The organism is Streptomyces sp. NPDC002467 (assembly GCF_042889825.1).
Classification (GTDB): Bacteria; Actinomycetota; Actinomycetes; order Streptomycetales; family Streptomycetaceae; genus Streptomyces.
The window spans coordinates 336,153-350,320 of sequence record NZ_JBIARJ010000002.1 but is presented as its reverse complement, the minus strand read 5'-3'; the positions used below and the strand labels follow the sequence as shown (position 1 = coordinate 350,320).

The window sequence follows — 14,168 nt, the reverse complement described above, 5'->3', positions numbered from 1 at the left end:
CGACCCGGTCACCACCGCGGCTACGGGGCCGCGCCGTCGCGGAGGTGATCGGGGTCGATCCGGTCGACGACCACGACCGCCACGTCGTCCGCCAGAGCGCCCTGCGTGTGCCTGATCAGTGCCTGGCGCAGGCCCTCCAGGAACTCGGGTCTGGTGTGGTCGCGCATCGACGCCAGGGCCACGGGCAGGTCGAAGAACTTGTTGGAGCCGTCACGGGCTTCGAGGACGCCGTCGGTGTGCAGCAACAACCGGTCCCCCGGCTCGAACGGATAGACCTCCGTCCTTCCGGGAGGGCCGGTGATGAACTCCTCCAGGCCGAGCGGCGGCAGCGAGGTCGTGGGCACCAGGGGCCGGACCTTGCCGTCGCTCAGCAGCAGCGGCGCCGGATGACCCCGGTTGACCACCTCGATGACGGGCCCGTCCGGGATCTGGGCCACGACCGCGGTGACGAACCCCTCCAGCAGGGCTTCCTCGTCGTCCGCCACCGCCGCACCGACGCCCGCTCCCGCCAGGGCGGCGTCCCGCCGCAGGGCCGCGCCGCAGTGGTTGACGACCTCGACCAGGTCGTCCTCGTAGTGCACGGACTCCCGGAACGCGCCGAGCACGACGGCGGCGGCCCGCACGGCGGGCAGCCCCTTGCCCCGTACGTCCCCGACGATCAGGCGCACCCCGTACCGGGTCTGGACGGCGTCGTAGAGATCGCCACCGATCTGCGCGCCCGTCTCGGCAGCCAGGTACATGCTGGCCGCCCGTACGGGCCCCAGCCGGTCCGGCACGGGTCTGAGCAGGACCTCCTGGGCGGCCTCCGCGATCCGGCGGACCTGGTTGAGCTCGTTCTCCCGGCGCGTGCGCACCGCGCTGCTCGTCATGAAGCTCGCCACCGTCACCAGGGTCAGGGCGACCAGGTTCGTATAGACCTGCTGGCCGCCCCAGGCCTGGTTGTGGGTGACGGTGATGATGCTGACCACCAGCGCCACCCCGGCCGCCGCGAGGGTGCCCATCGGCCCCATCGTCACGGCGGCCAGCGCGGGCGTCGCGACCAGCAGGGGCCCCGTGTAGACGAAGTGGAGGGGCGTGAGCTCGATGACGAGCACCACCAGCGCGATCGCGAAGGGCACGCACTCGGCGAAGGCGAAGAGGACCTGGTGGCCGCCGGCTCCCGGTTCCGGGGGCGAACGCGGGGGCGCTCTCATGTCTCCAGCCTGCCCTGCCCGGCCGTACGGCCGCCACTCCTCGCCCCTCCGGCCCGAGGGCGCAGGAGAGCGTCCGGCCGCCGCCCGGGCGCGTGCGGCTGCCGGCACGTCACGGCACCCGCGGGGCCACCGCGAGGTGTCCCGGGGATGTCCATTGCTCCACTTCTTATAGGAGGCGCTCGCGAGTGGCCTGAAACCGCCTCTTGCGCCCCGCTCGCCCACCGCACGGGCCTCACGGCGGCGACATGGCGGCCGCCGGCCGTCCCAACCGACCCCCATCACGACAAAACACCTGCTCAGGCGGGTCGAGCAGGCTCAGGGGAACCTTGGGCGAGGCCCAGGACCGATGACCCGGAACCGAAGAATCCGGTACTCGCCATCGGGCACAAGTCAGCGAATCGACGGAACGCGACTAATCGGGTTGGTCGGTCGTACAAAAACGCACGGCACAAGGCCGTTTGTCTTCAGGGAATCAACCGACACCGGCTTGACCGATGCACCCACGGGCACGTACTTTCGACCGTACCTACTCGTGAGCTGCTGGAAGGAGGCGAAGCCGGATGTCGACCATCTCCGAACTTCTTCGTCTCGCTCACCAGATCGCCTGGGCTCCGGGTCGAGTAGCACACGGCTCTTAGCAGCCGTTTGTCCGGCGTGCCCGTTCCAGGGCCCCGGGACGTTTCCATCTCTGTCACCACCTGCGGCGCGTCTCGCGTGCCGATTTGGCGCTCTCCTGGTTCCAGAGCTGCGCCAACGAAAAAGAAAGCTCCTAAAATGGCGACTAGGGTAGTCCGATCGACCGCGCCCCGAAATGAGGACGTGCCATGGTAGAGGCGCGCATCACGGTAAACGGGAAAGAAACACCGCTTTCCCCTTCCGCACCCCACACCACGGTGCTCGATTTCCTGCGCGAGCGCGGCCTGACCGGTACCAAGGAGGGCTGCGCCGAGGGTGAATGCGGCGCCTGTTCCATCCTGGTCGCCCGTCCCGGAGTGGACAAGCCCACCGACTGGGTCGCGGTCAACGCGTGCCTGGTCCCGGCCGCGGCACTCGACGGCCAGGAGGTCATCACCTCCGAGGGTCTCGCGACGCCCGGCGAGGCCGGCGAGGCCCCCACGCTGCACCCGGTGCAGCAGGAGATGGCCGTCCGCGGTGGCTCGCAGTGCGGTTACTGCACCCCGGGCTTCATCTGCAGCATGGCCTCCGAGTACTACCGTCCGGGCCGCTGCGCCCAGACCTGCGGGGACCAGGCCGACGACTCGCACGCCGAGGGCGACGCCGAGCACGGCCCGAACGGCTTCGACCTGCACTCGCTGAGCGGAAACCTGTGCCGCTGCACGGGCTACCGCCCGATCCGCGACGCCGCGTACGCCGTCGGTGAGCCCACCGAGGACGACCCGCTGGCCCAGCGCCGCGAGCAGCCCGCTCCCGAGCCCGCCGTCACCGAGTACACCCAGGACGGCCGCACCTTCGTGCGCCCCGCCTCCCTGGCCGAGGTGACCCGACTGCTCCGCGAGCAGCCGAACGCGGTCCTCGTCGCCGGTAGCACCGACTACGGCGTCGAGATCAACATCCGCTCCCGCCGGGACGACCTCGTGGTCGCGATCGACCGCCTGCCCGAGCTGCGTGAGCTGAAGTTCGAGGACGACTACCTCGAGATCGGCGCCGCGGTCACGCTCACCGAGATCGAGCGTCGCCTCGACGGCAGCGTCCCGCTGCTGGCCGAGCTGTTCCCGCAGTTCGCTTCCCGCCTCATCCGCAACAGCGGCACCCTCGGCGGCAACCTCGGTACCGGCTCCCCGATCGGTGACAGCCCGCCGGTCCTGCTCGCGCTGGAGGCGTCGCTGGTCCTCGCCGACGCCGACGGCGAGCGCGTGGTCCCGCTGGCCGAGTACTTCACCGGCTACCGGCAGACCGTGCGCCGTCCCGGCGAGCTGATCCGCGCGGTGCGGATCCCGCTCCCGCTGTCGCCCGTCACGGCCTTCCACAAGATCGCCAAGCGCCGCTTCGACGACATCTCCAGCGTCGCCGTCGGCTTCGCGCTGGAGATCCAGGACGGCATCGTCACCAAGGCCCGCATCGGCCTCGGCGGCGTGGCGGCCACCCCGATCCGCGCCCTCACCACCGAGGCGGCCCTCGAGGGCAAGCCCTGGTCGGCGGAGACCGTCGAGGCCGCGGCCCAGCTGCTGCAGGCCGAGGGCACGCCGATGAACGACCACCGCGCCAGCGCCGAATACCGCTCCGCGATGCTCGGCCAGAGCCTGTTGAAGCTGTACGCAGAGACCCCTGAGGCGGTGTCGTCATGAGCCATCTGTCCGAGATCCCCGAGAAGCCCGTCGTCGGCGTATCCATGCCGCACGAGAGCGCGAACCTGCACGTCACCGGTGCCGCGCTCTACACGGACGACCTCGTGTACCGCACCAAGGACGTCCTGCACGCCTACCCGGTCCAGGTCATGAAGGCCCGCGCCAAGGTGACGGCGCTGCGCACCGAGGCCGCCCTCGCGGTGCCCGGTGTGGTCCGTGTGCTCACCATCGCCGACGTGCCCGGTGTCAACGACGCCGGCATGAAGCACGACGAGCCGCTCTTCCCGGACGAGGTCCAGTACTACGGCCACTCCGTGGCCTGGGTGCTCGGCGAGACCCTGGAGGCCGCCCGTCTCGGTGCCGCCGCCGTCGAGGTCGAGCTCGAGGACCTGCCGTCGATCATGACGCTCAAGGAAGCCATCGCGGCGGAGGCCTTCCACGGCGCCCGTCCCCTGATGGTGACCGGCGACATCGACGCCGGCTTCGAGGAGTCCGCCCACGTCTTCGAGGGCGAGTTCCAGTTCCAGGACCAGGAGCACTTCTACCTGGAGACGCACGCGGCACTCGCCCTGATCGACGAGAACGGTCAGCTGTTCATCCAGAGCAGCACCCAGCACCCCTCGGAGACCCAGGAGATCGTCGCGCACGTGCTCGGCATCCACAGCCACGAAGTGACTGTGCAGTGCCTGCGCATGGGTGGCGGCTTCGGTGGCAAGGAGATGCAGCCGCACGGTTTCGCGGCCATCGCCGCGCTCGGTGCCAAGCTCACCGGCCGTCCGGTCCGCCTGCGGCTCAACCGCACCCAGGACCTGACCATGTCCGGCAAGCGCCACGGCTTCCACGCCAAGTGGAAGATCGGCTTCGACGCCCAGGGCCGCATCCAGGCCCTGGACGCCACGCTGACCTCCGACGGTGGCTGGAGCCTGGACCTGTCCGAGCCCGTCACGGCTCGCGCGCTGTGCCACATCGACAACACGTACTGGATCCCCAACGCGCGTGTCGCCGGTCGCATCGCCAAGACCAACAAGGTCTCCAACACCGCCTTCCGCGGCTTCGGCGGCCCCCAGGGCATGCTGGTGATGGAGGACATCCTCGGCCGCGTCGCGCCGCAGCTCGGCCTGGACCCCATGGAGCTGCGCGAGCGCAACTTCTACCAGCCGAACCTGGGTCAGACGACGCCGTACGGCCAGCCGGTCACGCAGGCCGAGCGGATCTCCCTCATCTGGGACCAGATCCAGCAGAACGCCGGCATCGCCGACCGCAAGCGCGAGATCGCGGCGTTCAACGCAGCGCACCCGCACACCAAGCGGGCGCTCGCGATCACGAACATCAAGTTCGGCATCTCGTTCAACCTCACCGCCTTCAACCAGGGCGGCGCTCTCGTGCTGATCTACAAGGACGGTTCCGTCCTGATCACGCACGGCGGCACCGAGATGGGCCAGGGCCTGCACACCAAGATGATGCAGGTGGCCGCGACCTCGCTGGGCATCCCGCTGCACAAGGTGCGCCTCGCCCCGACGCGTACCGACAAGGTGCCCAACACCTCCGCCACCGCGGCCAGCTCCGGCGCGGACCTCAACGGCGGTGCGATCAAGAACGCCTGTGAGCAGCTGCGCGCGCGGCTGCAGCAGGTGGCCGCGGGCCAGCTGGGCGGCAACGCCTCGGACGTGCGCATCGTCGACGGCGTCGCCCGCGTCCTCGGCAGCGACAAGGAACTGGCCTGGGACGACCTGGTCCACACCGCGTACTTCCAGCGGGTCCAGCTCTCGGCGGCCGGTTTCTACCGCACCGAGGGTCTGCACTGGAACGCGCAGACGTTCCGGGGCTCCCCGTTCAAGTACTTCTCCTACGGCGCCGCGGCGGCCGAGGTCGAGGTGGACGGCTTCACCGGCAAGTACAAGCTCCGTCGCGTGGACATCATCCACGACGTGGGCGACAGCCTCTCCCCGCTGATCGACATCGGTCAGGTCGAGGGCGGCTTCGTCCAGGGCGCGGGCTGGCTGACGCTGGAGGACATGCGGTGGGACACCACCGAGGGTCCGAACCGCGGTCGTCTGCTGACGCAGGCGGCGAGCACGTACAAGCTGCCGAGCTTCTCGGAGATGCCCGAGGAGTTCAACGTCTCGCTGCTGCAGAACGCCTCGGAAGAGGGTGCGGTCTACGGCTCCAAGGCCGTCGGCGAGCCCCCGCTGATGCTGGCGTTCTCGGTCCGCGAGGCGCTGCGTCAGGCCGCCGCGGCGTTCGGGCCGAGCGGTCTCAGCCTGGAGCTCGGTGCCCCTGCGACGCCCGAGGCGGTGTTCTGGGCCATCCAGAACGCGCGTGCGGCCGACGCGAAGCTGGACGTCAGCGAGATCTCCGCTGACACGGCCGCCTTGAGCAATGTCTGACATGACGTGGGTGGCCGCGGTCGCGCGGTTGCGAGCGAACCGGGAAGCCGGAGCGCTCGTGACCGTCGCGACCGTGCGCGGCCACGCGCCCCGCAAGGCCGGCGCCAAGCTCGTCGTGGGTCGCAATGAGACCTGGGGTTCGATCGGGGGCGGCAACATCGAGGCCGTTGCCATCGATCGGGCCCGCGAGCTGATCGGCACGCCCGATCCGGAACCGGAACTCATGGAGTTCGCCCTCAACGACAAGGTCACCAGCCGGCACGGCGTCCAGTGCTGCGGTGGGGCCGTGAGCGTGCTCGTCGAGCCGCTCCCGGTGGTCGAAGCGGTGGCGATCTTCGGCGTGGGGCATGTGGGGTTGGAGCTGGCCCGTATCCTGGCCCGCCACAACCTCGACCTGCACTTGATCGACACCCGCCCCGAGATGCTTTCCGACGAACGGCTCGGTGTGCTCTCGGACGCGGTGGCGGAAGTCAACGTGCACCACACATTGCTGCTTCCCGAGGAAGTGCTCTCGGAGCTGCCGCCCGGCACGCACGTCCTGATCATGACTCATGATCACGCCGAGGACGCCGCGCTGTGCGACGCAGCTCTGCGCACCAGCGGTCTCGGCTCGGTCGGCCTGATCGGATCCTCGGCCAAATGGGCGCGGTTCCGGCAGCGCCTGGCCAATGAGGGCGGCCACGACGCGGCCACCATCGATCGGATCAAGACCCCGATCGGACTCACCGAGATCACCGGCAAGGAACCCGCCGTGATCGCGGTCAGCGTCGCGGCGGACCTGCTCCGGACCTTCGAACAGGACCGGCAGTGGGCGGTTTCGAACGCGGTGCCCCCGGTGGTGCCGCAGACGCCGGTCGCCAACCGCGTGTGACAACGAGTGGCTCGGGCCCGCTCGCGCAGCCTTGCGCGGGCGGGCCCGAGTGCTTTCCTGGCAGGATGGCGGCCATGGAACGCGTACTGGGAATCGGCGGGTACTTCATGCGTGCCGGCGACCCGGCGGCCCTGGCCGCCTGGTACCGCGACCGCCTGGGCCTGGACGCCGACGAACACGGCCTGTGGCGCCAGGAGGCCGGGCCCACGGTGTTCGCGACGTTCGAGTCCGGAACCGACTACTTCGGGGCCCGCGCCCAGCAGACCATGCTCAACTTCCGCGTCCGCGACCTGGACGCGATGCTCGCGCAGCTGCGCGCCAAGGGCGCGGACGTGGACGCGGAGACCCAGGACATGGCAGGTGTCGGCCGGTTCGGCTGGGTCACCGATCCCGAGGGCAACCGCGTCGAGCTGTGGCAGCCCGCCTGACACGTCCTGACACCTCCTGTGACACCTCCTGGCATGCGAACTCCGCGACCTGATGTTGGAATGGCCTGGCGGGCTGCCCCCCGCCGTGTGCCGTTGCTCGTGAGGAGTGGTTGCGGTTGTCCGGAACCGAGACTGGGCCTTCCGAAGCGAAACAGCCCGAAGAGGCGAACCTGCTGGGTGAACTGCTGCGCAGTCCCGGCTATTTGAAGACCCTCGTGTTCTGCGCCCTCATCGGCATCCCGGTGTCGCTGGTGGCGTTCTGGTTCCTGGTCGGGCTCCACCAGCTCGAAAAGCTGATGTGGGACGTCCTGCCGGAGTCCCTCGGCTGGGACGTCCCGCCGTGGTGGTGGCCCTTGCCGCTGCTGCTCGTCGCCGGTGTGACCGTCGGGCTGGTGGTCACCCGAATGCCCGGCGGGGGCGGCCACATCCCCGCCGGAGGGCTGCACACGGGCGGTGCCTCGCCCAAGGCCCTGCCCGGCGTGGTCCTCGCCGCCGTGCTCAGCCTTCCCCTCGGCGCCACCCTCGGCCCGGAGGCCCCCCTGATCGCCCTCGGCGGCGGCCTGGCCCTCCTGTTCAGGGACCTGGCGCGGATCCCGGCGAGCCCCCTGAGCACGGCGCTGCTGGGCGCGGCGGGGGCGGCGTCGGCGATCGCGGTGATCTTCGGGAGTCCGCTGGTCGCGGCGGTGCTGCTGATCGAGGTGGCCGGCGTGGGCGGGCCCCAGCTGTTCGCGGTCATGCTGCCCGCGCTGCTGTCGAGCGGCGTGGGCGCACTCGTCTTCACCGGCTTCGGCCGGTGGACGGGGCTCGACGCACCCAGCCTCTCCATGAAGGTCGGAGCGCCCGCCGCCCGCCTCGACGCCGGGGACGTGATCTGGGCGGTCCTGATGGCCGTGGCCATCGGCGCCGCCATCCACCTGATCATGCAAGGGGGGCAGCTGACCGCGCGGTTCGTCGAGAAGCGCACCGTCCTGCGCACCACCCTGTGCGCCGTGGCGGCAGGTGTCTGCGGCGCCGTGTACGCGCTCACCACCGGCCGGACGCCCGCCGACGTGGCGTCCTCCGGCCAGGCCACGCTGGGCCGGCTGGCCGCCGATCCGCACAGCTGGAGCGTCGGGGACCTGATCGCCGTACTGCTGTGTGCCGGCGCCGCCTACGCCCTGTGCCTGGGCAGCCTGCGGGGCGGCCCCGTGTTCCCGTCCCTGTTCCTGGGCGGTGCGGCGGGCGTGCTGCTCGCGCCGCTGCCGGGTCTGGGGGTCGTACCGGCCATGGCCGCGGGGATGGCGGCCGCGACCGCCAGTGCCCTGCGGCTGCCCGTCAGCACCATCGTGCTCGTCGTCCTGGTGCTCGACAGCGCCGCCATGACCCCGGTGATCGTCCTGGCGACCGTCGTGTCCTTCGTGACCAGCCAGCTGCTGACGCGCCGCTCCGCGCACCGGACCGCCGGCGCCCCCGCGCAGCCTCAGGCCGCCCCTCCCCCCGCCCCCGGCGCGGCGGGCGCGGCCGGTCCCGCCTGAGCCCTCCGCCGTACTTCCGCCGTACTTCCGCCGTACCTCCGTCGCACACCGAGGAGCCGCGCATGCCCCCCACGGCATCGGGAGAACAATGGTCGTTGCGCCGCGGCGAGCAGGCCGCGGTGGTGGTCGAGCTGGGCGGCGGCCTGCGCGCGTACTCGGTGGGCGGGCGGTCGCTCCTCGACGGGTTCGCCGAGGACGAGCCGGTCACCGGCGGTCGTGGGCAGCTCCTCGTGCCGTGGCCGAACCGAGTGGCAGGCGGGCGCTACCCGTTCGGCGGCGGGGAGCTGCAACTGCCGCTGACCGAGCCGGAGAACGGCAACGCGATCCACGGCCTGCTGAGGTGGGTCCCGTGGCGGCTGCTGGCCCGCGCGGAGGAGTCGCTCACGGTGGGCACCACCCTCTTCCCGCAGCCCGGGTACCCGTTCCGGCTGGAGGTCACCGCCGAGTACCGGCTGGGCCCTGACGGGCTGGAGACCACCGTCACCGCCGGCAATCCGGGGGACGCCGCCGCGCCCTACGGGGTGGGCCAGCACCCCTATCTGACCGTGGGCACCGAGCTGGTGGACGACGCGCTGCTGACCGTCCCGGCCCGGCTCCGGCTCGACGCCGACGAGCACGGCGTGCCGATCGGCGAGGAGCCGGTCGAGGGCACGGCGTACGACTTCCGCACGGCCCGCCCCATCGGAGAGCAGCACCTGGACACCGCGTTCACGGGGCTCGACCGGGACTCCGCCGGCGACTGCGCGGTACGGCTGGCGCACCCTTCGGGGGACCGCGGCGTCGACGTACGGCTCCTCCGCGGCGTCGAGTACGTGCAGGTGTACACCGGGGACACGCTGTCGGAGCCCGGGCGGCGCCGTCGTGGGGTGGCCATCGAGCCGATGTCCTGCCCGGCGGACGCATTCCGCAGCGGTACGGCGCTCACCGTCCTGCGACCGGGCGACGGTCATGTCTTCCGGTGGGCCCTGGCCCCGTGGGGAGCCTGGTGACGCCGGGCGCCGGTGCGTCGACGTCGCGGCCCATGACCGGTGACGCTTTCCGCGCGCCGTACGAGGAGCTGCGCGGGCGTGGTCCGAGCGCACCCGACGACCGGCGCGGCGCGCTGCGGCACCTGACGCCCGAGCGCGTCGTGGCCGCTGCCGCCGAGGTCCGCTCCGGACGTACGGTGTCCCTGGCCGCGCCCATCGAGACCGAGGTCGGCCCGGACGATCCCCAACCGGCCCGCCACCGGATGATCGCGCCCCCCGCGGGCGAGACGGGTGCGACCGGCGGCGACGGGCTGCACTTCGCGCTCGACCGGTTCGCGATGAAGGTGCACGGGGACGCGGACAGCCACCTCGACGCGCTGTGCCACGTGTTGTTCGACGGGACGCTCTACAACGGCGTGCCGGCGAGCAACGTCACCTCCGAGGGCGCCGGCGCGCTCTCCGTCGAGGTCGTCCGGGACGGCATCGTCGGCCGTGGCGTGCTCCTGGACGTGCCGCGGCTGCGGGGGGTGCCATGGCTGGAGCCCGGGGAGCACGTGACCGCCGCCGACCTGACGGCGGCGGAGGCGGCCCAGGGGGTGCGGGTCGGGCCGGGGGACGTGTTGTTCGTTCGGGTGGGGCATCGCCCGCGGCGCCGGGAGCTCGGGGCGTGGGACGCCGCGCGGGCCCGGGCCGGCCTCCATCCCACGGCCGTGCGGTTCCTGGCCGAGCGGCGGGTCTCCGCGCTGGGCTCGGACGGCGACACGAGCTTCTTCCCGAGCATCGGAGCGGTCAACCCGTCGCCCACGGCGATCGCGAACGCCCTGCGGGTGGGCGACCACCTGCCGGAACGGCTGGGCTGACGCCGGCCCGCCGTGTCCTCCGACCGGGCGGCGGTGCTCGGCCGCGTGGCCCAAGAACGCCTCGCCCGGGACGCGGGGCCGCGGAGGCGGTGCTTGGCTGGCTTTCGGACGCTGCCGAGCCGCGGTCCGGCGGGCCGGGCCGGGCATTCGAGGAGGCGGTCTACGTTGAGTTCCCACCGAAGCGGACCGCGGGGAGTGATTCCCGCTCACCTGCTCAAGGGTCAGAAGGCGCTGGTCACCGGCGCCAACAGCGGGATCGGCAAGGCCACCGCCATCGGCCTGGGCCGGGCCGGGGCCGATGTGGTGGTGAACTACGTCTCCGGGGCGGAGGAAGCCGAGAAGGTGGTCGAGGAGATCACCTCGTTCGGCGTGCGCGCGGCCGCGTACGAGGCGGACGTGTCCCAGGAGGACCAGGTCGTGGCCATGATGGACCGGATGGTCCGGGAGTTCGGCACGATCGACATCCTGGTCGCCAACGCCGGCCTCCAGCGTGATGCCGCGCTCATGGAGATGACGCTCGCCGAGTGGCAGAAGGTCATCGACGTCAACCTCACGGGTCAGTTCCTGTGCGCGCGGGAGGCGACGAAGGAGTTCCTGCGGCGCGGCGTGGTCCCCGAGGTGTCCCACGCGGCCGGAAAGATCATCTGCATGAGTTCCGTGCACCAGATCATCCCCTGGGCGGGACACGTGAACTACGCCGCCTCCAAGGGGGGCGTGCAGATGCTGATGGAGACCCTGGCCCAGGAGCTCGCGCCCAAGAGGATCCGTGTGAACGCGATCGCCCCGGGCGCCATCAGGACGCCGATCAACCAGAGCGCGTGGGAGACCGAGGCGGCCCGGGAGGACCTGCTCAAGCTGATCCCGTACGACCGGATCGGCGACCCCGAGGACATCGCCCACGCGGCCGTCGGACTCGCATCCGACCTCATGGACTACGTCGTCGGCACCACGCTCTACGTGGACGGCGGCATGACCCTCTTCCCCGGCTTCGCCACCGGCGGCTGAGCCCGGCGTCCGAGCCCCGCGGCCCGGCCCGCGGCCCGGCCCCACGACTCGGCCCCGTCCGGCCCGTGATCCCGAGCGGCAAAGGAACGCATGCACACCACGGTCCACCTGCTGGCGGCGGACAGCCCCGCCCAGTTGCTCCCGGCCAGGGAACTCATGGCGTTCACCCTCGCCTCCCACATCATCCTGGTGCCGATGGGAGTGGCGCTGCCGCTCATCACCCTCGTCATGCACCACCGCGGCCTGCGCCGGAACGACCCCACGGCGCTGCTGCTGGCCCGGCGCTGGTCGGCCGTGATGGCCGTGCAGTTCGCGATCGGCGTCGTCACCGGCACCGTGCTGTCCTTCGAGTTCGGGCTGCTCTGGCCTGGGCTGATGGGCAGGTGGGGCGATGTCTTCGGCATCGGTTTCGGCGTCGAGGCCTGGGCGTTCTTCCTCGAAGGGGTGCTGATCGCCATCTACCTGTACGGCTGGCGCAGGCTGGATCATGGCCGGCTTCGTCGCGCTCGTGCTCCTGCTCGCGGTGGCCGCGTACGCCTGCGGCGGCGGCACCGACTACGGGGCGGGCTTCTGGGACCTGACGGCCGGCGGGACCGAGCGCGGCAAGCGCCCCCGGTGGCTGATCGACCACGCCATGGCGCCCGTGTGGGAGGTCAACAACGTCTGGCTGGTCTTCGTCCTGGTCCTGATGTGGACCGGGTTCCCGGTGATGTTCCAGACGGTGTTCACGGCCCTGTGGCTCCCCCTGGCCCTGGCCGCCCTCGGCATGGTCCTGCGCGGCGCCGGATTCGCCCTGCGCAAACCCGCGCGGCGGCCGGCTCGGCGACGCCTCTACGGCGCCGCCTTCGCCGTCGCCTCCCTGCTCACGCCGTTCTTCCTCGGGGCGGCGGTCGGGGCCATCGCCACGGGCCGGATCGCGCCGGGCACCGAGGCCTCGGCGGACGCGTGGGCCAACCACGCGTCCCTCGCCTTCGGGGTGCTCACCGTCGCCGCCACCGCGCTGCTCGGTGCCGTGTTCCTGACCGCCGACGCCGCCCGCTTCGACGCGCCCGACCTGGTCGGCTACTTCCGGCTCCGCTCGCTCTTCGCACTCGTCGCGGTGGCCCTGACGGCGGTGTGGGTGCTCGTGGTGACCCGGGGCGACTCCCCGCACGTCTGGCACGGGCTGACGCACGGCGCGGGGCTCGCCCTCGCGATCGTGTCCCTGGTGTGCTTCGCCGCGACGGCGTTGTTCGTGCTGCGGCGCCGGACGCACCTGGCCCGCTTCGGCGCCGTCGGCACCGTCGTCGCGGGCGTCCTCGCCTGGGGGCTCGCGCAGCGCCCCTACCTGATCCCCACTTCCCTGTCCGTGGCGGACGCCGCGGGGGATCCGCAGACGCTGGTCTGGCTGACGGTGGTCAGCCTCGTCTCCCTGCTGCTCGTCGCCCCGGCCGTCTTCTTCCTCTACTGGCTGGACACCCACGGCGAGCTGGAGCCCCTCACCGAGTCCGACCTGAGCGGGCCCGGCCCCGTGCGGGGTGACGAGCGGCCGTGAGCGGGGACCCGGTCACATCGGGCCGCCGGCCGTCGGCTCGGCGACCCCGGCCCGTTTGTACGTGCGCATCAGCAGGGCCGTCTCCACCTGGGTGCCGGCGCCGAGTCGGGGGAAGACCCGGGCCGTGAAGGCGTGCAGGTCCGCCAGGTCGCGGTGGCTGGAGTAGCCGAGGAGTCCGGCGGCCCCGGTGGTGACCACCAGGTGCCGCACCGCGGGTTCGTGGGCCAGCTGACGTACCGCCGCGTCGAGGCTGCTCTGCGCCACCCCGACGCGGAACCGGGCCTCCACCGGATAGCCCAGCACCGCCGGATCGGCGTGCAGCCGCAGGTGCAGGATGTGCGAGGTCATCAGCCGGGCGAGGCGCCGCCGGGCGGTGGTCTCGCTCACCCGCAGCTCGCGGGCGAGCCGGGTGGTCGACATCCGGGCGTCCGCGCCCAGCAGCGCGACCAGTCGCCGGTCGAGGTCGTCGACCGTGAGCGGCGCGGGCACCTCCAGCCCCGCCATGGCCAGCCGCCGCACCCCGGTGGGCTCCTCGTCGTACGGCGCCCAGTCGCTGGCCGTGAGCAGCAGCCGCAGGACCACGCTGGAGTGGATGTCCACGACCCCGTCCAGCCGGCCGATCACCGAGTCCACGAGGGTCAACAGGGCGTCGTGGCCGGGCGCGTTGAGTTCGGCGAACACCTCCAGGGCGCCGGTGGCCACTTCCACGGAGCGGGTCTCGGGCCGGCGGGCGATGGCCAGCGCCGTCTCGTGGACCCGGCCGGGGGCGCAGCGGACGGCCAGCTCCGCCGTGATCCCCTCGCCCTGGTACTCGGGGATCAGGGCCGCGGTGAAGCGGACGTGGCCCGTGGCGGTCATCCGCTCCAGGCGGCGGGCGACCGTCCGCTCGTGCACCCCGGCCGCCTCGGCCACGTCGGCGAAGGCGGCGCGCGGATCGCGGTGCAGGGCGCGCAGCACCGCGTGGTCGACGGCGTCGAGCTCGGGCAGGTCGGCGGGGTGGGGCGGGCGCTGCGTCGCGCCCGGAACACCGGTGTTCATCGAGGGCCTCCCAACCGCCGGACGGTACGACACCGCGCCACGGCCCCGTCGACGGCTGTCCGAG

General features: G+C 72.0%; 11 protein-coding genes and 1 pseudogene. 10 read left to right on the top strand and 2 right to left on the bottom strand.

Features of this window, described 5'->3' with window-relative positions; genetic code table 11:
* Nucleotides 1–20: 20 nt before the first annotated feature.
* The gene (locus tag ACFYYJ_RS04915; RefSeq protein ID WP_389128525.1) at nt 21–1,193 is read right to left on the bottom strand and encodes a PP2C family protein-serine/threonine phosphatase; all 1,173 of its coding nucleotides are present in this window, start codon (nt 1,191–1,193) and stop codon (nt 21–23) included.
* A gap of 824 nt (nt 1,194–2,017) precedes the next feature.
* Here ACFYYJ_RS04915 and ACFYYJ_RS04910 point away from each other — a divergent pair.
* The 10 genes and pseudogenes from ACFYYJ_RS04910 (at nt 2,018) to ACFYYJ_RS04865 (ending at nt 13,066) form a co-directional block, all read left to right on the top strand.
* Nucleotides 2,018–3,499, top strand: a complete 1,482-nt coding sequence (locus ACFYYJ_RS04910; RefSeq protein WP_385364009.1) for a xanthine dehydrogenase small subunit — start codon at nt 2,018–2,020, stop codon at nt 3,497–3,499.
* A complete protein-coding gene (gene xdhB / locus ACFYYJ_RS04905; RefSeq protein WP_389128521.1) occupies nt 3,496–5,886 on the top strand; it encodes a xanthine dehydrogenase molybdopterin binding subunit in 2,391 nt (796 codons plus the stop codon). Before ACFYYJ_RS04910 ends, xdhB begins: the two co-directional genes overlap by 4 nt.
* A 1-nt stretch (nt 5,887) precedes the next feature.
* A complete protein-coding gene (xdhC, locus tag ACFYYJ_RS04900; protein WP_389129047.1) occupies nt 5,888–6,757 on the top strand; it encodes a xanthine dehydrogenase accessory protein XdhC in 870 nt (289 codons plus the stop codon).
* Nucleotides 6,758–6,831: 74 nt separating this feature from the next.
* Nucleotides 6,832–7,185 carry a VOC family protein gene (locus ACFYYJ_RS04895; protein ID WP_389128518.1) on the top strand — a complete coding sequence of 118 codons (354 nt, stop codon included), beginning with the start codon at nt 6,832–6,834 and terminating at the stop codon, nt 7,183–7,185.
* A gap of 116 nt (nt 7,186–7,301) precedes the next feature.
* Entirely contained in the window at nt 7,302–8,699 is a 1,398-nt protein-coding gene (locus tag ACFYYJ_RS04890) for a chloride channel protein (protein WP_389128515.1), read from the top strand.
* Between the two features lie 62 nt (nt 8,700–8,761).
* Entirely contained in the window at nt 8,762–9,688 is a 927-nt protein-coding gene (locus ACFYYJ_RS04885; RefSeq protein ID WP_385127033.1) for an aldose 1-epimerase family protein, read from the top strand.
* Between the two features lie 32 nt (nt 9,689–9,720).
* Nucleotides 9,721–10,527 (top strand): cyclase family protein, encoded by an 807-nt coding sequence (locus ACFYYJ_RS04880; RefSeq protein ID WP_389128511.1) that lies wholly within the window; start codon nt 9,721–9,723, stop codon nt 10,525–10,527.
* A gap of 198 nt (nt 10,528–10,725) precedes the next feature.
* Entirely contained in the window at nt 10,726–11,532 is an 807-nt protein-coding gene (locus tag ACFYYJ_RS04875; protein WP_389129045.1) for an SDR family oxidoreductase, read from the top strand.
* 90 nt (nt 11,533–11,622) lie between these two features.
* Nucleotides 11,623–12,015 (top strand): annotated as a pseudogene (locus ACFYYJ_RS04870) (cytochrome ubiquinol oxidase subunit I); the annotation flags it as partial.
* Nucleotides 12,016–12,019: 4 nt separating this feature from the next.
* Nucleotides 12,020–13,066: a cytochrome d ubiquinol oxidase subunit II gene (locus tag ACFYYJ_RS04865; protein ID WP_389128507.1), complete on the top strand. Its 1,047-nt coding sequence runs from the start codon at nt 12,020–12,022 to the stop codon at nt 13,064–13,066.
* A gap of 12 nt (nt 13,067–13,078) precedes the next feature.
* Here the strand turns inward: ACFYYJ_RS04865 and ACFYYJ_RS04860 are convergent, their stop codons facing one another.
* A complete protein-coding gene (locus tag ACFYYJ_RS04860; protein WP_389128505.1) occupies nt 13,079–14,104 on the bottom strand; it encodes an Lrp/AsnC family transcriptional regulator in 1,026 nt (341 codons plus the stop codon).
* Nucleotides 14,105–14,168 lie beyond the last annotated feature (64 nt).